This window comes from Raineya orbicola, assembly GCF_002843425.1.
Taxonomy (GTDB): Bacteria; Bacteroidota; Bacteroidia; order Cytophagales; family Thermonemataceae; genus Raineya; species Raineya orbicola.
The window spans coordinates 51,876-74,541 of record NZ_NKXO01000013.1 but is presented as its reverse complement, the minus strand read 5'-3'; the positions used below and the strand labels follow the sequence as shown (position 1 = coordinate 74,541).

Annotated in this window: 21 protein-coding genes; 5 read left to right on the top strand and 16 right to left on the bottom strand. The window is 35.8% G+C overall.

The features are described 5' to 3' along the window. Positions 1-145: 145 nt before the first annotated feature. Both Rain11_RS05330 and tsf read right to left on the bottom strand, forming a co-directional pair. On the bottom strand, positions 146-1,129 hold the full coding sequence (locus Rain11_RS05330; protein WP_101358312.1) for a lytic transglycosylase domain-containing protein: 984 nt from the start codon (positions 1,127-1,129) through the stop codon (positions 146-148). An 80-nt stretch (positions 1,130-1,209) separates the two neighbouring features. Then, positions 1,210-2,040 (bottom strand): translation elongation factor Ts, encoded by an 831-nt coding sequence (gene tsf / locus Rain11_RS05325; protein WP_101358311.1) that lies wholly within the window; start codon positions 2,038-2,040, stop codon positions 1,210-1,212. A 178-nt stretch (positions 2,041-2,218) separates the two neighbouring features. Between tsf and Rain11_RS05320 the strand changes: the two genes are divergently transcribed. Genes Rain11_RS05320 through Rain11_RS05310 form a run of 3 tightly spaced genes read left to right on the top strand, consistent with a single transcriptional unit; the run spans position 2,219 to position 3,649 of the window. Beyond that, positions 2,219-2,719 carry a hypothetical protein gene (locus tag Rain11_RS05320; protein ID WP_133121514.1) on the top strand — a complete coding sequence of 167 codons (501 nt, stop codon included), beginning with the start codon at positions 2,219-2,221 and terminating at the stop codon, positions 2,717-2,719. A gap of 40 nt (positions 2,720-2,759) precedes the next feature. Continuing rightward, on the top strand, positions 2,760-3,206 hold the full coding sequence (locus tag Rain11_RS05315; protein WP_101358309.1) for a helix-turn-helix transcriptional regulator: 447 nt from the start codon (positions 2,760-2,762) through the stop codon (positions 3,204-3,206). A gap of 17 nt (positions 3,207-3,223) precedes the next feature. Then, positions 3,224-3,649, top strand: a complete 426-nt coding sequence (locus tag Rain11_RS05310; protein ID WP_101358308.1) for a hypothetical protein — start codon at positions 3,224-3,226, stop codon at positions 3,647-3,649. Between the two features lie 135 nt (positions 3,650-3,784). Here Rain11_RS05310 and Rain11_RS05305 read toward each other — a convergent pair whose 3' ends face one another. The 4 genes from Rain11_RS05305 to Rain11_RS05290 form a co-directional block, all read right to left on the bottom strand. Further along, a complete protein-coding gene (locus Rain11_RS05305) occupies positions 3,785-4,486 on the bottom strand; it encodes a zinc metallopeptidase (protein ID WP_101358307.1) in 702 nt (233 codons plus the stop codon). A gap of 42 nt (positions 4,487-4,528) precedes the next feature. Beyond that, on the bottom strand, positions 4,529-5,008 hold the full coding sequence (rfaE2, locus tag Rain11_RS05300) for a D-glycero-beta-D-manno-heptose 1-phosphate adenylyltransferase (protein WP_101358306.1): 480 nt from the start codon (positions 5,006-5,008) through the stop codon (positions 4,529-4,531). Beyond that, a complete protein-coding gene (locus tag Rain11_RS05295; RefSeq protein ID WP_101358305.1) occupies positions 5,009-5,635 on the bottom strand; it encodes a DUF6992 family protein in 627 nt (208 codons plus the stop codon). Positions 5,636-5,710: 75 nt separating this feature from the next. After that, positions 5,711-7,294 (bottom strand): hypothetical protein, encoded by a 1,584-nt coding sequence (locus tag Rain11_RS05290; RefSeq protein WP_101358304.1) that lies wholly within the window; start codon positions 7,292-7,294, stop codon positions 5,711-5,713. A 258-nt stretch (positions 7,295-7,552) separates the two neighbouring features. On the opposite strand from Rain11_RS05290, the gene Rain11_RS05285 reads away from it, so the two are divergent. After that, entirely contained in the window at positions 7,553-9,364 is a 1,812-nt protein-coding gene (locus Rain11_RS05285) for an acyl-CoA dehydrogenase family protein (protein ID WP_101358303.1), read from the top strand. An 11-nt stretch (positions 9,365-9,375) separates the two neighbouring features. Here the strand turns inward: Rain11_RS05285 and Rain11_RS05280 are convergent, their stop codons facing one another. From Rain11_RS05280 to Rain11_RS05250, 7 genes are all read right to left on the bottom strand, one after another. Continuing rightward, positions 9,376-11,091, bottom strand: a complete 1,716-nt coding sequence (locus Rain11_RS05280; RefSeq protein WP_101358302.1) for an AAA family ATPase — start codon at positions 11,089-11,091, stop codon at positions 9,376-9,378. Between the two features lie 13 nt (positions 11,092-11,104). Beyond that, entirely contained in the window at positions 11,105-11,341 is a 237-nt protein-coding gene (locus Rain11_RS05275; RefSeq protein ID WP_101358301.1) for a hypothetical protein, read from the bottom strand. Between the two features lie 9 nt (positions 11,342-11,350). Next, positions 11,351-14,188 (bottom strand): UvrD-helicase domain-containing protein, encoded by a 2,838-nt coding sequence (locus Rain11_RS05270; RefSeq protein ID WP_101358300.1) that lies wholly within the window; start codon positions 14,186-14,188, stop codon positions 11,351-11,353. A 163-nt stretch (positions 14,189-14,351) separates the two neighbouring features. Further along, positions 14,352-15,209: a DNA-methyltransferase gene (locus tag Rain11_RS05265; protein WP_101358299.1), complete on the bottom strand. Its 858-nt coding sequence runs from the start codon at positions 15,207-15,209 to the stop codon at positions 14,352-14,354. Positions 15,210-15,233: 24 nt separating this feature from the next. Continuing rightward, positions 15,234-16,052, bottom strand: coding sequence for a type II restriction enzyme (locus Rain11_RS05260; protein ID WP_207764421.1), 819 nt, complete (start codon positions 16,050-16,052; stop codon positions 15,234-15,236). A 77-nt stretch (positions 16,053-16,129) separates the two neighbouring features. Further along, the gene (locus Rain11_RS05255) at positions 16,130-16,630 is read right to left on the bottom strand and encodes a SixA phosphatase family protein (protein ID WP_101358298.1); all 501 of its coding nucleotides are present in this window, start codon (positions 16,628-16,630) and stop codon (positions 16,130-16,132) included. A gap of 51 nt (positions 16,631-16,681) precedes the next feature. After that, complete coding sequence (locus Rain11_RS05250) at positions 16,682-17,920, bottom strand: 3-phosphoshikimate 1-carboxyvinyltransferase (RefSeq protein WP_101358297.1); 1,239 nt, start codon at positions 17,918-17,920, stop codon at positions 16,682-16,684. Positions 17,921-18,045: 125 nt separating this feature from the next. Here Rain11_RS05250 and Rain11_RS05245 point away from each other — a divergent pair, with 125 nt between their 5' ends. Next, positions 18,046-18,855: a prohibitin family protein gene (locus Rain11_RS05245; protein WP_101358296.1), complete on the top strand. Its 810-nt coding sequence runs from the start codon at positions 18,046-18,048 to the stop codon at positions 18,853-18,855. A 42-nt stretch (positions 18,856-18,897) separates the two neighbouring features. On the opposite strand, the gene rfbC is transcribed toward Rain11_RS05245, so the two are convergent. From rfbC to Rain11_RS05230, 3 genes are all read right to left on the bottom strand, one after another. Further along, positions 18,898-19,437 (bottom strand): dTDP-4-dehydrorhamnose 3,5-epimerase, encoded by a 540-nt coding sequence (rfbC, locus tag Rain11_RS05240; protein ID WP_101358295.1) that lies wholly within the window; start codon positions 19,435-19,437, stop codon positions 18,898-18,900. A 6-nt stretch (positions 19,438-19,443) separates the two neighbouring features. Then, a complete protein-coding gene (locus Rain11_RS05235; RefSeq protein ID WP_101358294.1) occupies positions 19,444-21,780 on the bottom strand; it encodes a peptidylprolyl isomerase in 2,337 nt (778 codons plus the stop codon). Between the two features lie 101 nt (positions 21,781-21,881). After that, on the bottom strand, positions 21,882-22,613 hold the full coding sequence (locus Rain11_RS05230; protein WP_101358293.1) for a hemerythrin domain-containing protein: 732 nt from the start codon (positions 22,611-22,613) through the stop codon (positions 21,882-21,884). Positions 22,614-22,666: the final 53 nt, after the last annotated feature.

Here is a 22,666-nt window from a genome sequence, read left to right as displayed (position 1 = left end):
GCTATAAGTATTTTTTTTATACCTCACAAAAAAACAATAAGGATTTTCTTAATGATGAAATCTTTCTTAATTTTGTTAAATTAAACGCCGTCAATATCCACTAATTCATAACTTGGCGGTCATATTGCTAAACACCACCCTTTTTTTATTTTTCTACTTTCATTTTTTTCAAACTATCTTTATTGTCTTTTGCTTCACCCTCGCTACGATTAGCAGAAGGATAAGGAAGTTCTATTTCATACGTTTTTCCTTCTTTGATGCTAAGCGTTTTACCTTTTATCCAAGGATTGTACTCTACAAGTACTCGGTAAGAAACCCCGTTTTTTTCAGCAAAATCCACCAAATCACTAATATTTTCTTTAATTTTTATTGTCCGCAAAGGTGGGAAACAATACAAACTTTCTTGCCTCATCTGATAGCCGTATTTTTGGGGATTTTCATAAATATGCTTAAAAGCTACCAAACGAATTACATAGCGGGCTGTTTCGGGATACAGAAATAAATCATAATAAGATTTTTGCTTTTGAAAGCTGATAGCTCCTTCCAAATAGCCCGCACCTGCATTATAAGCCGCCGCCGCCAATGCCCAACTCCCAAATTTCTGATAATTTTCTTTCAGAATACGAGCCGCCACGTAAGCCGATTTGATAGGGTGAAAGCGTTCATCTATTTCTTCATTGATTTCCAAACCATACTGCTTAGCTACTTCGGGCATAATTTGCCATAAACCACCTGCTCCCATAGGCGAAACTGCTTGAGGCATAAGATTGCTTTCAATAATGGGTAAATACTTAAAATCCGTATGCACGCCCATTTCTGAAAGAATTTTTTCAAAACGCGGAAGCCACTGATTAGCCCTACGGATAGTCATTGCTGTACCTGCGTGAGCAAAAATAAAGGCATAAAACTCTCTATCCAAACGATGACGCACATTCATATCTTCCAAAGGAACAGGCTCATCAGCAAAATAAAGTCTTTCGGGCAAGCGAAAATCTATGAGTTGTGTCTGATGCCAAGAGCCGTCTTGGTATTGCTCATATAATACATTATTAAACTTTTTGTCATAAATAGTATAGCCTATCAGCCCCAAAACGAGTACCCACAACACAACGCTCTGAAAATTTTTCATAGTTATTAGTATTTTTTAAGAAAACAAAACGCTGTAAAGAAGCATATTCCTTACAGCGTCTGATGTATAGAAAATGCCTTTTAGGCAACTGAAATACGTTTGAAAGCAACTACTTTCAAATCTTTGCTGATACCTTGCAAATATTGAGCCACTGTTTTTGAGCTATCTTTCACAAACTCCTGATTCAGTAAAGTGCTTTCTTTGATAAATTTATTCACTTTGCCTTGTGCAATTTTTTCAAGCATATTTTCAGGTTTGCCCTCGTTGCGAGCTTGCTCCATACCAATTTCAAGCTCTTTATCCAATATATGCTGAGGAACATCAGCTCTATCTACTGCAATAGGGTTCATAGCGGCAATTTGCATAGCTAAATCTTTGCCTATTTCTTTGTAATCTACACCATTAGTTCCTTCTAAAACCACAAGCACTCCAAGTTTATTGTTGCTATGTAAGTAAGAAGTTACTTTTTCGCCTGCTACTTTGGCATAAGCCGTAACCAAAATTTTCTCTCCTACCTTTCCAATAAAATCTGTAACATATTCTTGTAAAGTTCTGCCATCTGAAGCCAATTGCATAAGTTGTTCAATAGTATCAGGTTTTTGAGCGATAGCCGCTTTCATAATTCTTTCTGCCAAAGCATTAAACTCGGCGTTTTTCGCTACTGACTCAGTTTCGCAGTTGAAAGCAAACATAATGCCTTCATTCTGTGCCTCATTGGTATAAATCATCACAACACCTTCTTTGGTTTCGTTATCGGCACGTTTAGCAGAGATTTTCTCACCTTTTTTGCGTAAAAATTCAATGGCTTTTTCAAAATCACCATTTGCTTCGGTAAGGGCTTGCTTGCAATCCATCATACCCATACCCGTCATCTGACGAAGTTTATTCACATCTTGTGCAGTAATTGCCATATAGGTTGTAAAATTTTAAGTGATACCTGAATTCGGGTGCAAAGGTATAAAAATTTTATGGCAAAGACAATTTTTTCTGCATAAAAAATCAAGTTCTTGGTTATCAGACTATTTTTAGATATTTTTAAGGCTGTAAAAAAATTTTTTTCAAAAAAAATAAACCTATAAGTTGATTTTTGTGAAAATTGTTGATATCTTTGCAATAGTTGAAGGGAGTTTGTTTGCAGTTCAGTTTGAAGACGAAGAATTTAATGAGTTTGAAAAGTTGCGTAGGAATTGGCAAAACCCAGAATTCGTTAATACACTTTTCAAGAAAATAACTTATAGTAATTACTACAAGTTTAGTGTAGATGAATTAAAAATTCAAATTTTAGAAAGAAGTGCGTTTTTCTTTAACAAACTATTATCTGCAGCAAAAGGAGAAGAATCAATACAATTAGACGCGATTTTCAGACCTTTAAATAATAACGAGTATACTCTTGCAGATTATCAAGAAAGTAAATATAAAAAGTTCATTTTCCGAATATATGCAGTAAGACTTGGTGAAAATTGTTATGTTATTTCTGGCGGTGGCATAAAACTTGTTAAAACAATGCAAGAAAACGAATATTTATCCCAAGAACTCTCAAAAATTAAATTTTTAAAGAATTATCTCATAGAACGAGATTTATACGAATAAATAAAAAATAAATGAATAAATAAATTAAATAGAAATAGGTATGAAAACCCCAAAGGATAAAATAGCTATCCTTAATCAAATAGCTAAAAAAAATAACGACTGGATTAACGAACAAGAGTGGCGTAGGCAAAACGCCGAATGGATAAAGATTTCTCAAAGAATTGCTCTACGAATACTATCCATATTAGATGAAAAAGGCATTTCTCAAAAAGAACTTGCCGAAAGAATGGGTGTTTCTCCACAACAAGTCAGTAAAATTGTAAGAGGACAAGAAAATTTAACATTAGAAACCATTAGCAAACTTGAAAAATGTTTAGAAACTAAAATCGTTGATGTCTCTAATGAAAATAATTCTTTTTCGACACTTAAAAACTATACGATTGAAACCTTTTGCTCAAATGAATTTTTCAAACTATTCTCTTTGGAAAAAAACAATGAGTTTGAAAGAGTATCTGAAAATTTACTTTATATGTCTACCTCTTGCTAAAAATCTAAAAATGTAATATGTTCAAATTACTAAAAATAAGCACCGAACAATTCGCAATAATAGAGGCTTTGTTTAATCCTGATGATGAGAATATACGTTTCAGTCTTGAAATAAAGTTTGGTATCAACGAAAACAGAGATGTTATCGCTACTTCAATAAAATTTATTTTTAGCCAAGATAATCCTTTTTTAATATTACAAGTTTCGTGCTTTTTTGAAATAAAAAGTCCTCTTATTAAAGAAGCTATGATAATAGAACAAGATACAGCAAGACATTTACTACTATTAACAATTGGCACAGCAAGAGGTGTAATGCACGCTAAAACAGAAGGTACAATCTTTAATAAGTTTGTAATCCCTACCATAAACCTTTACAAAATCATAACTGAGGATATAGATTTAAGTAAAAACAAAAAAATCATCAATGAAAAAAATATTGTATAGCAAATTTTTTTGGTATTAAACTGCACTTGCAATATTTTCATAAACAAAAAACCTACAAAAATGATTTTGTAGGTTTTCTTTCTTGTGCCATTAGCACAGTTAATCGTCATTATTGTGTAAAAACACAATGCTTTTTTAACGTTCTCTGCTGGAGGCGGCTACAAGTTGCAAAACATAATAAGCCAACATCGCTAATGAACCAATCGCCGCTACAACGTAAGTCATTGCCGCCCAAAAGAGAGCATCTTTTGCCATAGTATGTTCTTGGCTACTTACTACTCCTCTATTAGTCATCCACACAAGGGCTCGCTTGCTGGCATCAAACTCCACAGGAAGCGTTACCAAACTAAATAAAGTAATTACACTATACGCAATTACTATTACCCACAAAATACTCGTGATAGGAATAGTACGATACAAAGCGTAGCCACCAATGAAAGAAGCAATCATTACAAAGTTAAGAATGGTAGCACTCACATTTTGCAGAGGCACCATAGCCGAACGGAACTGCAGCATACTATATGCCGTAGCGTGCTGAACGGCGTGTCCGCATTCGTGAGCGGCTACAGCTACCGCCGCCGCAGAACTACCATAATATACCTCTTCGCTCAAATTGACGGTTTTATTCATCGGGTTGTAGTGGTCGGTTAGCTGACCAGGTACGCAAGTAATCTGTACATCATAAATACCATAATCACGTAGCATTTGCTCGGCAGCCTCACGACCTGTCATACCATTACGCAGGCGTATCTGCGAATAATGGGCAAACTTAGAACGCAAGCGATTACTCACGAGCCAACTCACCAGCATTGTTACACCTAAAATTATCCAATACATAGCTTTTTTGTGTTTTTAGTTTTGCCGAAAAGAGTTACAATATTACAAAGAATTTTTGGCTTTGTCAAGTATTTGGGTAGTAGAAAATCCTTCTACCAAATCAATTGTCTTGACCTGCCCCCCATAACTCATAACAAAATCCGCACCAACAATATTTTCAAGCGTATAATCACTACCTTTTGTCAGAATGTCAGGATAAATTTTTTCAATCAGACTTTTTGGCGTATCCTCCTCAAATACACAAACGGCATCTACAAATTCCAAAGCCGCCAGCACCCTTGCCCTCGCATATTCAGGATTGATAGGACGCTCTACACCTTTCAAACGCCGCACCGAGCTATCCGAATTTAAGCCTACCACCAATTTATCGCCCAAATGCCGAGCCTTTTCTAAATAATCTATATGCCCAAGGTGCAGTATATCAAAACAACCATTTGTAAAAACCACTTTCAGACCTGCTTGTTTCCAAGTTTTGATTTTTTCAATCAAATCACTGATATTCAATATTTTATCCTTTGTCATCTAATGTAAAAAATAAATCAGACCTATACCATTTTCAGTGCTTGTGATTTGTACTTTTTCTAAAAACTTCTGCATTTTTGAGCCGTTTTTGCTATGAGCTATCGTAAGCCCTACATCAAAGGCAAGCAGAAAAGCACCTTGCAAAATTAAGGATTTTCCCCAACCTCGCAAACGTTCAGGTAACTTTTGAGCCGTTTTTGCTTTTTCTTTCAGGAAAAAGCCCGTCATTATATAGCCTACATCTAAACCTGCGTTGAATAGTAAAATTTTTTGCATTTGGTGATGCTCTGCAAGTACTGATTGCCAAGTAAGCATCTCATCTGACTGATAATTTTGGTACAGCCCAAGCCCCGCAAGTCCCAAATTTACCGTGTTCCACATTATATTCATTTGGTAGAAATACTTGCTTTCGTCTTGTGGCTTGGCAAAAGCAAGTACTGCTCCACTGGCAAGCATATTTCCTACCGCCCAAGAACCCAAAATCCACATTCCTACCCGATTGTTTTTTTTATATTGAAAGCGAAACTTTTTGAAATCTTGCGAAAAAGTATCACTTTGAGCCCAAACCACATATAAACTCAAAAGAAAAAGCGGTAGAAAAAAATATCTCATACGAAGGCTCTTCATAAGAAATTATTTAAGACCTAATCATAAACCATCTTCTTATATTTTTGTTTTTTAATTTACGAATTGGTTAGGGGTTTATTTTTTGGCTTCTTCGGGCTTGATAAATTTTACTTTCGCAAGATAAAACACATCTTCTTCTCGTGTAAAAATCTTATCCGCTTTGGGGTTATAAATGCCCGAAATGAGTATATATTCACCAAACCATCTGAAAATCAGGTTATTTATAGGACGTATTTTATTCTCTTTTTCAGGAACAATGGTATAGTTTTTTTGATAAGGCACTTCGTTATTTTCATAAATCACCTCTCTTTCTCTGCAAGCACGCAAGTTGATACCCTTTTCGTGAGGTTGTAGCAATAAAAACTGATTTTCCTGCAAAGCAATCGTAACGTTAGGATATAAATTACTCTTGGTTATATTTTTAATAGGCAAGGCATTGTCCCAAAGCAAATTACCACGAGCATCAAAAGCCAGAACCAAAGAATGAACAAAATGAAAAATAGGTACATTAGGCGTAGGATAATATGCCCCCCAGCTTCGCAAAGCCAAACGCTCATAGGGCGTGAGCAAGGCAGGATTGGTTGTCATCATTGGGTAAGGTGAAATAATGGAATTATTATATTGATAAGAAGTCTGATACAATTCAGCCATTACAATTATCTTATCTTGCCAGAAAAATGGTTTGTGTAAATGTACTCGCAATTTGTAGTTGTAGCTTTTACCTTTTTTGCGTTTTTTTTCTACTTTTTCTATTTCTTTGTTTCGGCGGCTTTCGTTGGGAATGTAATCAAAATAATGACCCAAATTGTCAAAGGAATTAAAAGTTAGATAAGGCTTTTTACCAAATTCATATTTACCAAAAATCCAGCCTTGCGAATAAAAATGGCTTTGCCCATCGCCATATGTACCTATCAAAAAATTTTCATTTTGATAAATCAACGGCTCTAATTCCGTTGGATATTGCTTTTTTTCAAAAGAAAGTTTGAGCTTGTCTAATATTTTTCCATTGCTTTGCAAATATTGAATATAAAACTGCTTTTCACCTCTTTTTAGCTCTCGCACAAGTACGTGAGCAGTGCCTTCGTCTTTATTGATAGAAATATTTTTGATATCTAATTTTTCATCAAAAAACGTAGGAATTACTTTTACCGAATTATCAAAGAAGCTAAAATCAATAATGACATCTTTCCCCCTATAACTGCCTACCATAAACAGATTGTTGCCAAATACCACAAAAGAAATAGGACTAATGGAAAAGGGTAAATCACCCTGCCTATACTCTATGTCATTGTTGGCATTGTAAGAAATCAGTGCAAACTGCTTTTGATTATCAGTGTAAAAAATCAGATACAAGTGAGTGCTATCTGTGTAATAGCCATAATACTCCCATTTTCGTTCTAATCGGTATTCTTTTTCAGCAACTTTTTTCAAATTGCTATCCAAAACATTGAAATAATACACTTTGCGGCGTTGATATTCTTCGTTATCTTCTTTTTCCCCAAACAAAATCACTTTTTTTTCTTGCAGAAAAGGTAAAATCTCAAAAGTATAATCCATTTTGCGAGGAATTTTCTGCTCGTAGCGAGCCGTTTCTTGCAGTTGGGCATAAGCTACCCAAACGGGAAAAAGCAAGTTTATTACTATTGAAAAGCACTTCATAGAAAATTTCTTTGTGAGCTAATTTACAAGATATCTTAGAGAAATTCAAGTTTCATTTCAAAAAAGCATAATGAAATTTTTATCATCTCAAAAAAATCATATTCCAACTTGATAAAATACCAAAAAAACAAATGATTGAGCCCAAATATCAAATTTTTTCAAAAAAATACTCTGCTTGCATAACATTTTTGCTTACATTTGCGTTATCCAAATAAAATTTGGCATTTTTAATGTATTACCCAACAAAATCATACTCTAATGGAAACAGTGCAAAATAAAGAACTCGTAAAGGGAGGTGAGTTTCTCGTGAAAGAAACTCTTGCTCACACCGTTTTTATTCCCGAAGATTTTAATGAGGAGCAAAGAATGCTCGCTCAGACCTGCAAAGATTTTATTGAAAAAGAAATAAAGCCACGTCTTGATGAGATAGATAACGCCAAAAGCCCCGAGCTAATGGTGAAAATGTTGGATAAAGCCGCCGAACTGGGACTTTTAGCGATTGGCGTACCCACAGAATATGGCGGTTATGGTATGGATTTCAACTCTACAATGCTTGCCGCCGATTACTTGGGTAGCGGACATAGCTTTGCCGTTGCCTTTTCAGCTCATACAGGAATAGGTACTTTGCCCATACAATATTATGGCAATGAAGAACAAAAAGCGAAATATTTACCCAAATTGGCTTCGGGTGAATGGAAAGCCGCTTACTGCCTAACCGAACCCGATAGCGGTTCTGATGCCAACTCAGGAAAAACTAAAGCCACGCTCACCCCTGATGGTAAATATTACCTTATCAATGGACAAAAAATGTGGATTACCAACGGCGGTTTTGCTGATATTTTCATTGTTTTTGCTAAAATTGATAATGATAAAAACCTCACTGCTTTTATTGTAGAAAAAGGCTTTGGCGGTATCACAATGAACGAACCTGAAAAGAAAATGGGTATCAAGGGGTCAGATACTCGCCAAATTTTCTTCAACGACTGCAAAGTACCTGTGGAAAATATGCTTTCTACACGCGAAAATGGTTTCAAAATTGCAGTGAATATTCTCAACATTGGTCGTATCAAGTTATCGGTAGCGGCAGTAGGTGGTGCTCGTGAGGCTCTCAATTACGCTATCAATTATGCACGCGAAAGAAAGCAATTTGGCGTTTCTATCAATAATTTTGGTGCTATCCGTCAGAAATTAGCTTTGGTAGCGGCTCGCCTTTTTGCTACCGACTCTGCCAACTATCGCGTAGGACAGAACATTGAAGATACCATTCAAGCCTACATAGCCCAAGGACTTAGCGAAGCCGAAGCCAAACTAAAAAGTTTTGAGCAATTTGCTATTGAATGTGCTATTATGAAAGTTCACGGCTCTGAAACCTTGGATTTTTCGGTAGATGAAGCTGTACAAATTTATGGAGGTATGGGCTACTCTGCTGAATCGCCTGTGGAAAGAGCCTATCGCGATTCTCGCATCAATAGAATTTTTGAAGGTACAAACGAAATCAACCGAATGCTTGCCGTAGGTACTATTTTGCGTAGAGCAATGAAAGGCGAACTATCTGATGTACTTTCGCAAGCCCAAGCCGTTGCCAAAGAACTAATGAGCATTCCTGATTTTTCTACCCCCGATTATTCTGAAATTTTCAGTGCCGAAAAAGCTCTGCTAAAAGGTATGAAAAAATCTATTTTGATGATTGCAGGGGCGGCGGCTCAAAAATTCGGAGCAAAAATTAGCGAAGAACAAGAAGTAATGATGTACCTTGCTGATATGCTCATTGAGCTATATGTTTCTGAATCGGTGATTCTAAGAGTAGAAAAACTTATCCAATTGCGTGGCGAAAAGGCTTGCCAAACTGAAAAAGATTTGGCTTTGCTTTATTTACACGAATCATTAGACGTATTCAGCAAAGCTGGCAGAGATGCTATCAATTCTTTTGCCGTAGGCGACGAACAGCGAGCAATGCTAATGGGCTTACGCAGATTTACCAAAATTGAGCCTATCAACAAAAAAGAAACCTGCCAACGCATCGCACAGGTACTTATTGAAAACAATCAGTATCCTTTTGCGGTAGTATAAAAGAAGGGGCTTTATGCCCCTTTTACTTTCTCTACCCAAACCTTATCCTTCACCACTACCACTGCGAGCAAATTGAGCATTTTTTTGCTTTGTAAAAGTGTATCGTTTCGGTAATAACTCAAAATTTGCTCTTTCGCCTCTTGCATTGTCTCTGCAAGCAAAGCCTCCTGCTCTTTTTTCAAATATTTCAATTCAATGGCAAACTGATAATGCGTAAAAGGATTATTAGGACGAATAAATAACTCTATATCTACATAGCCTCCTCCTGCTACTTCTCGCTCACTCTGCACCCAAAAAATATTTGCATTTATCAGATATGCCAAAAAGACCATTTTCACGTGTTTCTCATCAAAACGAATGTAATCTCTATTGGAAAGATTTTGCAATAACTTTTCTATCAAAGCGAAAAACTTTTCGTAATTCCCTGTAATTGCCATATCCGAAAGAGCTTGTTGTGTATCATCTTGCAAGCCTTTTAGCTCGCCATAATTCTGCAAAATCTCCGAATAATACTGCCAATACAAATCGCCTATCACTTTGTTGGGGACTTTGAAAGAGATAAACCCACTCGGTAAGGTTTCTTTAATCGTCAAATTCCCCAAGTAAAACAGAAAATTCACAAATTCTTTCTTGCCAAAATCTTTTTCAAAATGAAACAGATATATCTGCTCGCTTTCTACACTACCTTTTTCTAAAACCTCCTCCAAAACCTGCAAGTTTGCTTGCAAATTCGCTACTTGAAACATCTGTTTGAGCTTACCATAATCAGGAGCGATGTTCGGGTCTAACATCTGACGTGGATATTCCTCTCTTTTCTTGAAATGGTCAAGAAAATACAGCACCATATCCGAATTGTAAATATTCTGCTGGCTCAATGGATAAAAACGATAGCCATTGTAATAATCCCGCAAATCTTGCATTATTTGCTCCTCTCGGCTTTTATCGGTCAGCACTAAATTCAGTAGTTCTTGCACCTCTGACTCCGAAAAGCCCATCATTGCCTCAAATTCCTCTTCATGGGTAAGGTGCTTGATGATATTAAAACCACTCGTTAGGCTATCCATTGTGATCGGCGAAACCCCTGTAATAAAAAACCTATCTACAATGCCCTGTTGTGTGGCATTTTTGATAGCTTCGTAAAATTTTCGTACATAACCGTTCAAAGATACCGTTTCCTTAAACTCCTGAATATTGCGGGCAAGTATTTCATTCGTAAAGTGGTCGTATTCGTCTATGAGCAAGTAGATTTTCTCAGCTTTTGCAGGGTAGCTTCTAAAAAAATGTGTAAGCATCTCTTCTGCTTTCCCAAAAGAAAAAATTTCTTTTTTCTTATCCGTTTCAAAAATGGCGTTTCTTTCAAAAAACTCGCTTAATGCCGCCATTACTTTGGAATTGAAACCTTCTCGGCTACTTTCGGCTGTTGTAGTATCTATGGCACTAAAATTGAAATACAATATCCGATAGCTATTTGCCTTGGGTGTAGGATTTTTCCCAATATAATAATTAGCAAATAATTTCTGAAAATCTGCTTTTCGGTTTATATCGTAATAATGCTCCAAAAGCGATACAAACAAACTTTTCCCAAAGCGGCGAGGACGCAAATACACTAAAAAACGTTCTCGCCTTGTTTCCAGTAGCTCTATGTAGGAAGTCTTATCCACATATACATACTCGCTGACTACCTGCGGAAAATTGCTCAATCCATAAGGAAAAAATACCTGCTGCATAGAAGGCAAACCTTTACTTTTTCAAACTACCTTTAGTTTTATTTTTGCCTTGTGAGCTATTTTTTTGAGTTACTTGCATTTTTTCTTTTTCTACTCTCAAATTTTTACGATAGCCATAAATAAACAAGCTAATCAACATCATCATTAGCACCCAATAATTTTCAGCAAATCTGCCCATCATTATCTCATAAATACCAATGATAAGAAATCCTACGGAAGCAGAAAGTAAAAGAGTATCAATAAGTTTCATAAGGGTATACTATTTCAAAATACGTTTTAGTTTGTTGGTAAGAAGTTTTTCAAGTACAAAGGTTGGTTTTTTATCTGTTGCTTTCAATTTTCGCAATTCAGGTTTAAATTTACCAAATCGGAATAATCTATTTTCTTGTACTTCATCTGCTTGAAAGTTCCCTGCGGTTTGTAAATTTTGTACAAAAAAGTTTACCCACTTATCTACTTTTCCTTCAATACCGCCATTACGACTGATAATATACAGCTTGTGTACCGCTCTTGTGAAAGCTACATACATCAAATTAAGATTTTCTACTACTTCTTTTTCTACCTCTTCTTGACTTGATGCTCCCAAAACTTTCAGGTGTTCTTTTTTAAGACCCATCAAAATATATTCAGGCAATAAGTTTTGGGTTTCCTCAGAAATATTTTCAAGTTTATTCTTTGCTATCCAAACACTGCGTTTGTAGTCAGGAACGGCTTGCCAATCACAATAAGGTACAATCACGACAGGATACTCCAATCCTTTGGATTTATGAATGGTTGTAATCGTAATGGCATTGCTATCAGCAGGAATATCTACGGCAATTTCGTGTTTTTTCTGCTCCCACTCTTCAATCAAATCACTCAAATTGTACTGATTTTGTCCCTCAAAATCCATTACCCAATCTAAAAACCTGAAAATGTATTCTAAATTTTCTTGATGTTTTTCCAATATTTCAAAAGTTCGCAGAATTTCCTGACAAGTTTCATATAAACTTAAAGATTGTAGATAATTAAAATCCAAGAAATAGCCCTTTGCTTGGAAAAATTGCAGGAAATTATCCAAAGAAGCCGTTTTGTCATAAACAATTTGATGAATTTGCTCATTTTGCTCTTGGGTGGGAATTTCTTTGAGAATAGCTTTGAAAAACAAATAAAGAGCTTCTGATTTTGCAAGTACATTTTCCGAATTTTCTAACACTTTCAGCATTGCTACCAAAAAGCTCACTTTTTCGTCAGCCGAAACTACCAAAGAGTCGGCAGATACTACCTCAAAGCCTTGCTCTTTGAGCAAATTAGCAACTTTAATGGCATTACTTTTATTTCTAAACAAAACTGCTATATCTTTATATTCAAAGCCTTGTTGCAAATTCTCCTGAATAATGGAAAGAATTTTGATTTGTGTCACTTCATCGTAGTTATGCTTTTCTGTTTTTTCTGCTAAATGTATCTGCACTTCGCCATTAGGCTCTTTGCCACGAGGTACATCTTGCCTAAAATAATCGTCATAAACTTTTTTGATAAGCGGGTAGTCTGTTTGTCGCCAATCAGCAATAATAGAAAAAAAAGTGTTGTTGAACTCTATAATTTTTGAATCACTTCGGTAATTGGTGTCTAAATTTTTACGCTGTACATTTATCCTGATAGTTTCATAACGCTCATTCAAAAGACTTTTTGCATCAGCTTGTTCTTGAAAATGAATTTCAGCCATTTCCACTAGTCCTTTGATATGTGCATGGCTGGCTTCGGGCAAAGAAGCACAAGCCAAATTTACAATTTGCTCCATTTCTCCCCCTCGCCAGCGGTAAATAGACTGCTTGGCATCGCCTACAATCATATTGAACTTGCCATTAGCAAGGCTATTTTCTACCAAAGGAAGCAAGTTGTGCCATTGCAAAACTGAAGTATCCTGAAACTCATCTATCAAAAGATGTTGGTATTTTTCGCCAATTCTTTCGTAAATAAATGGAATAGGCTCGCTCTGAATAATTTGGGCAATCTTTTCATTGGTTTCGGCAATATACACCAAATTATTTTTGATTTTGAATAGCTCCAAAGAGCTGTGAATTTCTCCCGTAAGAGCCACCTTGTAAAGGTCTTTCAAAATGGCAGAAAGCAATACATACGTTTCCCGCTCACGCTCAATTTTGTGGCAAATGTAAGATAACTGCTCTCGCATTGGCTCTTTATAGGTATCAATGAGTTGTTTTTGTTTAGATTTATCTGGATACCACTTATCTTCATCAAGAGTTTCTAAAGTGTATTTATTCGGTTCTGCTAAAAAATCTTGGTTTTCAACAATTCTTTTCAAAAACCCGTAAAAACCTTTGCCGCCATAGTATAAACTCTCTTCTTTTATACCTTTACTTTGAATAAAATTTAACAATTTTTCTGCTTTCTGAAACAAATCATTTTCATAAGACTTGATAAGTTTTTCAAGAGCTTTGATAGATTGATGATAGCTTTTCAGTTCTTTTTGGGCAAGTTTGCGAGCAATAGGGCGAGAGCGTTCTTGATATAGCTCTCCTGTAAATTGAGCTAATTTTTGGTGTATATTTCTCCAATTTTCGCCGTTTTCTACTTCATTTTTTACAAACTCTAGCAAGAAATTCGTTACATCATCAGCTTGTTGGCTACCCACTTTGGCAATCAGTTCATCGACAGCGTTATGCGTAAGAGCTTTGGTGTCCAAATCCAATTCGTAGCTACTTGGTATATTTAGCTCTTGCGTAAAAGCAGAGATGACCTTGTTCGTAAAGCTATCTATTGTACCTATAGAAAAATCTGAATAATGATAAATAATCTGTTCAAAGGTATCTTTGGCACGTTTGCGTAAGGTTTCGGTATCAATACCTAATTCTTGAGCTATAATATTCTGTAAATCTTTATCCTGATTTTGCCAGAAAGCAAGCAGTTTAGTGAGTACTCTGTTTTTCATTTCTTGGGCGGCATCCTTGGTAAAAGTAATTGCCAAGATTTTCCGAAAATATTGCGGATTGAACCCATTTTCACTTTCATAGCTTGCCAAAGCAAGTTTTAAGTATTCTTTGGTGAGCGTGTAGGTTTTCCCTGAACCTGCCGAAGAGGTATAAACAACGAACATAAATTACAGGATTAAGCAATTGTATAGGTATTGAGTACAAAGATAGCATTTTACAAAGAAAAACGCTAAACCTTTTGCAAGATTTAGCGTTTTTGATGATTTATTTTATGAAACCTATTTTTATTGGATTTTTCTCCACTTTTGTCTAAAACTTGGATTGTTCCTATTGCCAATTGTTCTTTGTTTCAAATTCAAAGTCAAACAGTTTCGGGCTTATTTCAATACTTGTTTTCTTTTTTTCCCGCACAAATTCTAAACGATATTCTTCTGAAATTTTACCATTGTTTGCCAAACGGTCTTGTATCATTTTGTAATATTCGGGGTGAAGTTCGCAAGAAATAAAGTTTCTTTTAAGTTCTTTGCAAAGTACAATTTCAGAGCCACTGCCCCCAAATAAAATAAATACATCATCATTTTCTTGTGTACAAGACTTTATCAACATTTCCACCAAACCCAAAGGAATTTGACAAGCGTGAAAAGTTTTGTCTTTGCTTACGTTTTTTACCAAATCAAAATAAAACCAAGAATAAGGCATACGCCCTAAATGTCCTTCTGCTATTCTTTGTTTTATGCGTTTGTCCGTTGGATTTTGATAGGGTACTGCTACGTTATCCTTATAAAAATTGTTTTCCTTACTTTTGGTGGCGTGTAAAATACTGCGGTGTGCGGTTGTAAATCGGCGAGGGCTATGCCCTACGTTGGTGTTATACACCCAAACATAATCCTGAACATCATAAGCATTTTCGTCAAGGTATTTGACACGTAAATAGGCATTTTGTTTGGGATAATTTATCATAAACAAATTCCCTGTGGTCTTCAACACACGCATACTTTCTTTAGTCAATTCTATGTACCAATTTATGTAATCATTCCATTTTTGAGTGTAGTTCTTTCCTGCATAGTTAATGCCTACGTTATAATCAGGGTCGCCATAAACCATATCTAAACAGTTGTCAGGTAACTGTTTCAACGTTTCTATAACATCTTGATTGAAAACCTTGTTTCTAAATTTTTCAAGCATTATCTTCTTTTTGTAGCAAAGATACTAAAGTTTTAAGTGATAACAAACCGATTTTACAAACTTGATACTCGTAATATCTAATGGATTTTCAAAGGTATAAGCCCAGATTTTCAAATTTGTAATGCCGTTTTCTATGGTTTTGACTACATAAACGCCATAAATTTCTTTGATTTTGCCTTTCAGTTCAGAAAGTTGATTTGCCTTGTAATAGTACAAAAATGGGTGATAAATTTGATAAACAGCAAAACTTTCAGGTTTTCCATTTTTCCCTTCAAAAACTCCTATAATTCCTTGAAATTCAATAGTCAGGTCAATTTCTATCTGTATGTTGTTTAATTCAATGTACAAATCCTTTCCAAAGTTGTAAGCAAAACTTGTTTTAGTGCGGTGTGGAAAATAGGTTTTCGGTCTTTGAGTAATGTCTATACTATCAAACTCCGTATCTTTTCCAAACAAAAAATGATGTAAAATTCGCTGATTATTGGCTACTGACAAAATATTGCTTTCGCTGCTGTTATACTCGTTGAGGAGGCTTTTTGTGTAAGTCCATTCCAAAGTTTCCTGAATTGGCTCAAAATTGTGATAAACTTTGTTAATTCCTTTGATGAATTGGTGTTTTCCGTTGCCTAAGTGAATAACTGCAAAATCGTTATCAAGCAATATTTGCGGAAGTTTGTCTTTATTATCAATTTTGGTAGCATCAAACGGATTTCCAAAACCAACTTTTTTAGATATGTCTTTTACCAAATCGTTATGAAAAACGTAGTCATTTCTTTTTTGGCAAATTTCAAAAATTTCAGTAAGAACTTGGTCTTTCTTGTTTATTGGTTTGTTTTTATGCAAAGTATGTATCTTTCTACAATAGTACTCACGTTACTTATCTACGTAAAAGTTTTTGAAAACGTTCAAAAAATGGTTTTTCAAATAGAAATTTTTTCAAAATTTTCATCAATAGGTTTGATAATACTTTCCAAACTGACCGCCTTCTCATTCCACTCCTTCCAACTTTTAGAAGAATACACAACGGCAACGTGCGAAGTTCCTAATCCTTCAAAAACATCACCTGTGAGAAATTCAACAAGGTAAGAAATATGAGGGTTATGCCCTACTATCAAAATTTCTTTGTTATTATCGCTAAAAGATTGAATAAGTTTAAGCCAAATACGAAGGCTGGCATTGTATAGTTCTTCTTTCGTTTGAATCAAATCGCTATCAAAGCGTATTTGCTCGGCAAAAATTTGAGCCGTAGTAAGCGTACGCACCGCAGGACTTGCCCAAATCTGCTGAATTCTAACATTTCTTTCCAAAAGTTGTTTCCCCACATTCATTGCTTGCTTGTAGCCATTAGGGCTCAATGCTCGCTCAAAGTCTTTGTAGCCACTTTCGGCTTCAGCGTGCCGAGCTATGTATAAGGTTTTCATTGCTTTTAGTATTTAGCTTTTTAGACTTGCAAAATTAAAAAAATTATCTACTCAATTTATCTTTTTCCACTCTTGCCAAAATTTAGGATACGATTTTTCTACCACTTGTGGGTTTTCTACTTGCAAAGTACAAAGGTAACTCAACGGAGCAAAAGCCATTGCCATTCTATGGTCTTGATAGGTGGCTATACATACTCCCTTTGCGAAATCTATATTTTCTGCTTTCTCCAATCTCCAAGTATTTTCAGCAATTTCATAGAATTGAAATCCAAACTTTCTGACTTCGTTTTGCAAGGCTTGCAAGCGGTCAGTTTCTTTAATTTTTAGGCTTTCTACTCCTTTGGCTATCAGTGTTATATTTTTTCCAACACACAAGGTAACAATTGTTTGTGCCAAATCGGGCTGGTTACTGAAATCGTATTCAAAAAAATTCACTTTGGGCTCACTTACTTTGCAAATTCTAATACCATATTTTTCATAAAAAGTTTTTACACCAAAAAACTCCATTATAGAAGCAATCTGGCTATCGCCCTGTAAGGAATTTTTTTTGAGATAAGGCAAAAAAATTTCTGCCTGTTTTGCCAATGTGGCTACACTATACCAATAACTCGCCGCCGACCAATCTGCCTCTACTGCAAAATCTTTCATCTGATAAAGTTGTGGCTGAATAATAATCGTGTTTTCATTCCATTCACTTTCTACTTCAAAGTTTTTCATTAAAGAAAGTGTCATCTGAATATAAGGTAGAGAGCTGACTTTGTTTTGTAAAGTTATTTGCACCCCCCTTTCCAAAGTAGGAGCAATCATCAATAAAGCTGAAATAAACTGACTGCTCACATCACCACGAATAGAAATAACATTTTTCTTTTGCCGAAAACCCTCAATTTGCAAAGGAGGAAAACCATTTTCGCCTAAATAAGTAATTTCTGCTCCTAATTCTTGCAAAGCCTCTACTAAAATGCCGATAGGTCTTTGGTGCATACGTTCGGTGCCTTCTAAAATAGCTTTTCGGTTAGTTACTGCACAAAAGGCGGTCAGGAAACGCATTGTTGTCCCTGCATCTTGTACATTGAGCCTTAATGCTGTGCTTTTGAGTAAATTTTGTAAGATTTTGGTATCACGAGCCTCAGAAATATTCTGAATGGAATACTTGGGTAAAGCAAGTCTTTTTTGCTCATATTGCCACTGAGCAAGAGCCTCTATAATAAGCACTCGGTTGCTTTCACTTTTAGAAGCAGGTAAATCAATAGTGGTGTAAATTTTTTCAGAAGGTTTAGATAAAAAAAGCATAAAATCAAGATTTGCCTGTAAAACTAATAAAAGGCTTTCAAAAGAACACAAACATTATTTTCTCCAAGAAAAAACAATTAACACAAATAGATGTTATATAAGGTAAAACCTAAATCGTACTCCAAATGAAACAGTTTTTTTTGATTTTTTTATCGTTTTCCTTTTTGAGTGCCTGTGTAACTATTCGTCAAGATGAAGTAGGTTACCGTCGCCGCTTCGGCAAATTGCGTGAAAAAACGTTGAATAGCGGTTTTTACCTAATCAATCCATTTACAACGACAATGATTAAAGTACCTACTCGCACCACCAATCTCACCGTAACTGCCGATTTACCTACAAAGGAAGGTCTTACGGTAAAAACGGAAGTAACTTTACTGTATCGCGTACAGCCCAATAAAATTGTCTCTATTCTTAAAGAAATAGGCAAAAATTATGAAAATAATTTAGTTGCCCCCGCTTTTAGGTCGGCTATACGTGATGTAAGTGCCCGTTTTTTTGCCAAAGACCTCCATACCGCCGAAAGAGCTACCATAGAACAAACCATTGCTGCCGATTTAGATAAATTCTTGAAGGATAAAGGTTTTGTTATAGAAGCTGTTTTGCTCAAAAGCATCAAACTCCCCGAAAGATTGGTGGAGGCTATTGAAGCCAAATTGCAAGCAGAGCAAGAGGCTCAAAGAATGCAGTTTGTTTTGGAACAAGAAAAATTAGAAGCTCAAAGGCGTATTATAGAAGCACAAGGAACTCGTGATGCCCAAAAAATTCTTGCCGAAGGGTTAAACCCTCTTGTTTTGCAATTTCAATACATTCAGGCTTGGCGAGAACTTGCCAAATCGCCTAATACCAAAGTTATTATCACCGATGGACAAATGCCTTATATGCTAAACGAAGAACAAAACTCCGTAAGTCCCCTGATTACGCCTAAAAAGAAATAAGATTGGCTTTGTAGTTTTTCACAAAGTATTTCTCCTGTTCCTTCAAATATCTTGAAAAGTCGGTAAGAGACAATCTTTGGGCGATACAATAATATCTTTTTTTTCAACTCGCCAATCAATTTGTAGGGTTTTATCATTGTAGATAATCCCTCCTTCGGCTTGGGGAGCATAGTAATTATCGCATTTGTAAAGCACCTCTGCCCAATCCGAAAGTACTACAAAACCGTGAGCAAAGCCGCGAGGAATATAAAGCTGTTTTTTATTTTCTGCTGAAAGTACAAAGCCAAGCCACTTGCCATAAGTTGGCGAATCAGGGCGAATATCTACGGCTACATCAAAAATTTCTCCTCTGATAACCTTAATGAGCTTTGCCTGCTGAAAAGGCGGTTTCTGAAAATGCAAACCGCGAATAACACCAAATTTGGAAAGAGAATGGTTATCTTGCACAAAAGGCAAATCTATTCCTGTAGCTTCAAAAAACTCTTTCTGATTAAAGCTTTCATAGAAATAGCCCCGTTCATCTTCAAACAAACGAGGCTCAAAAAGCAAAAGTCCTTCAATGGCTGTTTTCAAAAAAGGCATTTTTTCTTATTTTTTCACTAATTTCTTAAATTCTTCTTCTTGAATTTTTACAGGGTATTTCTTTTGGAGTTCATCAATCCACTCTTTTTCCAAAAATACCTGATAGTCTTGAATAATATTGCCTCGGGCTTCTTCAAATGTTTTGGTACGAGGAGCTTCTATACTGCTGATATGCACCAAGAAATATCTGCCATTGCGTTGCAAGCGATGTTTGCCTTCCTTCCAAGGCACGGCATTAAGCAAATCATTAGTTCCTTTTTCATAAGGTTTTAGTTCTGTAACTTTTAAGTTCAAAGCATTGCTTTTATTGATAACCTTTTCAATACCCGAAAGAGCATAAGAGTACATCTGCAATTCTACACGGCTATTAGGTTTAGGATTTTTCTTGGTGCCGGGCATAGAACTGCCAAAGTCTTTTCGTATTGCCTGATTGGCGTTGATACGCTTGATTTGGTATAAATAATCAAAAATCACTTTGGTTCTATCAGCGGAAAGTGTTTTAGGACGCTCTGTTTTATCCATATGCCCCGAAATTTCCAAAAGCAGATTAGCATCTTTGTTCAAAGCCTCTCCTACTTCATTGATAAGTCCCAAATACTCTTTCTCATCATATTTCATTTGGTCTTTCCCATACTTGATGATATTGTTTTCAAAATAGCCTTTCAGTAAGTAAGGCGGCTTTTCACCTGCATATTCTTCTACTTGTTTCAAAATGTTTTCATTAGCGGCATCAAAAATAGTAGCAAAAGCACGCTCTCCCCAACGATATTTTTCTTTATTTTTTTCATAAAACTGCTTTGCTCCTGTGGTATCCTTGATAGCCTTTGCCCAAACTTTGTCGTTCATCATTGCAAATAGTATCATACCTTCACGATATTCTTGGGCGAGCATTTTGTAGTCATAGAATTTATCGGGTAAAATGCTTTTTTCAAAATTTACGGTTTCATCGTCAATAAATCTTTGCCAAAGCAAATTAGCATAGTGTTTGGCATCTTTGAGGTCGGGGCGTTGTTGCTGACGAGTTTTTAAGTAAAAATAAAAATCGCGTACCGAGATATTTTGTTTTTTACCTACTTGCTTATTTTCAAAGTTTGCAATAATTTCTTTCAAGAATTTATCTTCCTTAAAATCCCAATTTCCCCTTAATAATGAACTATCTACGGCACTTATTGCTTTTTTCAAAACTTTGTCATTGATTTTAAGATTATTTTCTTTACGCAGACGAGCCAGTACCAAGCTTTTACTCACTTCTGAACGTGAATCTCTCTGCACCCGATTGCGAATAGATGTTTCTACCTCCTCAAAAGTTTCTTTTCTACCTTTGCTGATTAGTTTAATAATATGCCAACCATAAGGAGAAAGTACAGGTTCGCTGATTTCTCCCGGATTTTTAAGAGCGAAGGCGGCATTTTCAAATTCAGGGATAAGGTCGCCAACCCCAAACTCACGAAGTTGTCCATTACTATTTTTGGTATTAGCATCTTCGGAGAATTGAGCCACTAATTTGCCCCATTCCTCACCTTTTTTAGCCCTTTCGTAGATTTCAAAGGCTTTTTTACGCAAAGCTATAGAATCTTCGGCAGAAATACCTTTGGCAGTACGCAGCATAATATGTGCGGCTGTTACTTTACCACTAGTAGGACGGCGGTCAAGTACCTTAATAATATGATATCCAAATTCCGTGCGTACAATATCCGAAATTTGTCCTTTGGGTGTTTTATAAGCGGCAGTTTCAAATGGATAGACCATTTTCAAGCCTGTAAAATAGCCCAAATTTCCGCCATTAGCACTTCCCGAAGGGTCTTCGGAAAAATCTTGGGCAAGTTTTTCAAAACTTTCACCTTTCAAGGCTCGCTCACGAATTTTTTTGATTTTTTCATACGCTGTAAGCGTATCTTTGGGGTCGGCTTCGGGGCTTACGCGTATGAGTATATGCGAAGCATTGATTTCCTCTTGCATTCTATCGTAAGCCTCACGCACCAATTTATCCGTAACTTCTTTGGGAATAAGATAAGGACGAACCAATTGCACTTCGTACCCATAGTATTCGGTCTGAAACTCACGTGTGGTATCAATGCCGTTTTTTATGCCATCTAATACTTTGAGTTTGAATTTAGTATAAAGGTCAAGATAATCTCGTAAAGATTTTTCTACATACAAACTATCTTTGTTAGGATTATTTTTCTCATACACGTACTTAAACTCCCCCACCGTGATAGGCATATCACCCACATACATCAAAATTGGCTCTTGGGTTTTCTTTGTTGAAGTAGTTTTTTGGGTAGTTTTGCAGGCAAATAAAGCACTCAAGCAGGCTACAAGCAAGAAGTAAATTTTCCTCATAAATGTTTATCGTTTTCAAAAGACTTGCAAGTTTAATTTTTTTTTGAATAAAGAGCAAGCGTTGAAGTGTTAAAGATTTAGAATTCACAGATGTTCCTAAATCAATTCCACTGACTATGCTTGCTCCATTTGCTTTTTACTTCATTTTCAAGAACCAATGCTTTGGGAAAAAGAATTTCATTTTCAATGTAAGCGTGTTGTTTTAGATGTTTTTCAAGTTCTTGCAGATACCAAAAAGTTACTTTCAGAAGCAAAGAAGCATCGGCAGGCAAGCTATAATCTTGGGTGATTTCTCTGATACCTTCCAATTCATCATCGTGGGTATCGTGAGCCACTGCAAAAGCCTGCAAAGAATATTTTTGTAAAAGTTCGTATTTCTGCACCGAATTGGTTTCCTGCAAGGCATTGATGTAATAAAACAGATTGTTTTCTTCTTCACGTGTATGCAGGACGAAATCTTCGGCAAAAAGCGGAAACATTATTTGCAAGTCATTGATAAGGCGTTGGTTTTGCGTATCTTTGCTTGAAAGTTGCTCTATCAAATGCTTTACGAAGGGAATTTTTTTTTGTAAGAAAATAACGTGCTGATATTTCAAGTAGCTGATGAGCGTATCCAAAGAAGCACTCTTGAATTTACGAGTATCTAATGGTTTGAATGTGTTATCTTCCTGCAATAATTTTTCTACATAAGGTAAACTTAAATTTTTTTGCTCACAAATTTGCTCCAAAACGTCATTCTCGTGCAAATAAAAAGGAATACCCAAAGTGTGTAGCGTATAGGCTTTGGCAAAGTTTTGGGCTAAAATTGCAGAAATGGTGCTTTTGGCAGACATTGAACTATACAACGCTCAAAAGTGAAGTTTTAAGTTAAAGTTGTAAAAAACTT

Coding starts and splice junctions, on each gene's coding strand:
- Rain11_RS05330 (WP_101358312.1), bottom strand. CDS start 1,129: ATGAAAAATTTTCAGAGCGTTGTGTTGTGGGTACTCGTTTTGGGGCTG.
- tsf (WP_101358311.1), bottom strand. CDS start 2,040: ATGGCAATTACTGCACAAGATGTGAATAAACTTCGTCAGATGACGGGT.
- Rain11_RS05315 (WP_101358309.1), top strand. CDS start 2,760: ATGAAAACCCCAAAGGATAAAATAGCTATCCTTAATCAAATAGCTAAA.
- Rain11_RS05310 (WP_101358308.1), top strand. CDS start 3,224: ATGTTCAAATTACTAAAAATAAGCACCGAACAATTCGCAATAATAGAG.
- Rain11_RS05305 (WP_101358307.1), bottom strand. CDS start 4,486: ATGTATTGGATAATTTTAGGTGTAACAATGCTGGTGAGTTGGCTCGTG.
- rfaE2 (WP_101358306.1), bottom strand. CDS start 5,008: ATGACAAAGGATAAAATATTGAATATCAGTGATTTGATTGAAAAAATC.
- Rain11_RS05295 (WP_101358305.1), bottom strand. CDS start 5,635: ATGAAGAGCCTTCGTATGAGATATTTTTTTCTACCGCTTTTTCTTTTG.
- Rain11_RS05290 (WP_101358304.1), bottom strand. CDS start 7,294: ATGAAGTGCTTTTCAATAGTAATAAACTTGCTTTTTCCCGTTTGGGTA.
- Rain11_RS05285 (WP_101358303.1), top strand. CDS start 7,553: ATGGAAACAGTGCAAAATAAAGAACTCGTAAAGGGAGGTGAGTTTCTC.
- Rain11_RS05280 (WP_101358302.1), bottom strand. CDS start 11,091: ATGCAGCAGGTATTTTTTCCTTATGGATTGAGCAATTTTCCGCAGGTA.
- Rain11_RS05275 (WP_101358301.1), bottom strand. CDS start 11,341: ATGAAACTTATTGATACTCTTTTACTTTCTGCTTCCGTAGGATTTCTT.
- Rain11_RS05270 (WP_101358300.1), bottom strand. CDS start 14,188: ATGTTCGTTGTTTATACCTCTTCGGCAGGTTCAGGGAAAACCTACACG.
- Rain11_RS05265 (WP_101358299.1), bottom strand. CDS start 15,209: ATGCTTGAAAAATTTAGAAACAAGGTTTTCAATCAAGATGTTATAGAA.
- Rain11_RS05255 (WP_101358298.1), bottom strand. CDS start 16,630: ATGAAAACCTTATACATAGCTCGGCACGCTGAAGCCGAAAGTGGCTAC.
- Rain11_RS05250 (WP_101358297.1), bottom strand. CDS start 17,920: ATGCTTTTTTTATCTAAACCTTCTGAAAAAATTTACACCACTATTGAT.
- Rain11_RS05245 (WP_101358296.1), top strand. CDS start 18,046: ATGAAACAGTTTTTTTTGATTTTTTTATCGTTTTCCTTTTTGAGTGCC.
- rfbC (WP_101358295.1), bottom strand. CDS start 19,437: ATGCCTTTTTTGAAAACAGCCATTGAAGGACTTTTGCTTTTTGAGCCT.
- Rain11_RS05235 (WP_101358294.1), bottom strand. CDS start 21,780: ATGAGGAAAATTTACTTCTTGCTTGTAGCCTGCTTGAGTGCTTTATTT.
- Rain11_RS05230 (WP_101358293.1), bottom strand. CDS start 22,613: ATGTCTGCCAAAAGCACCATTTCTGCAATTTTAGCCCAAAACTTTGCC.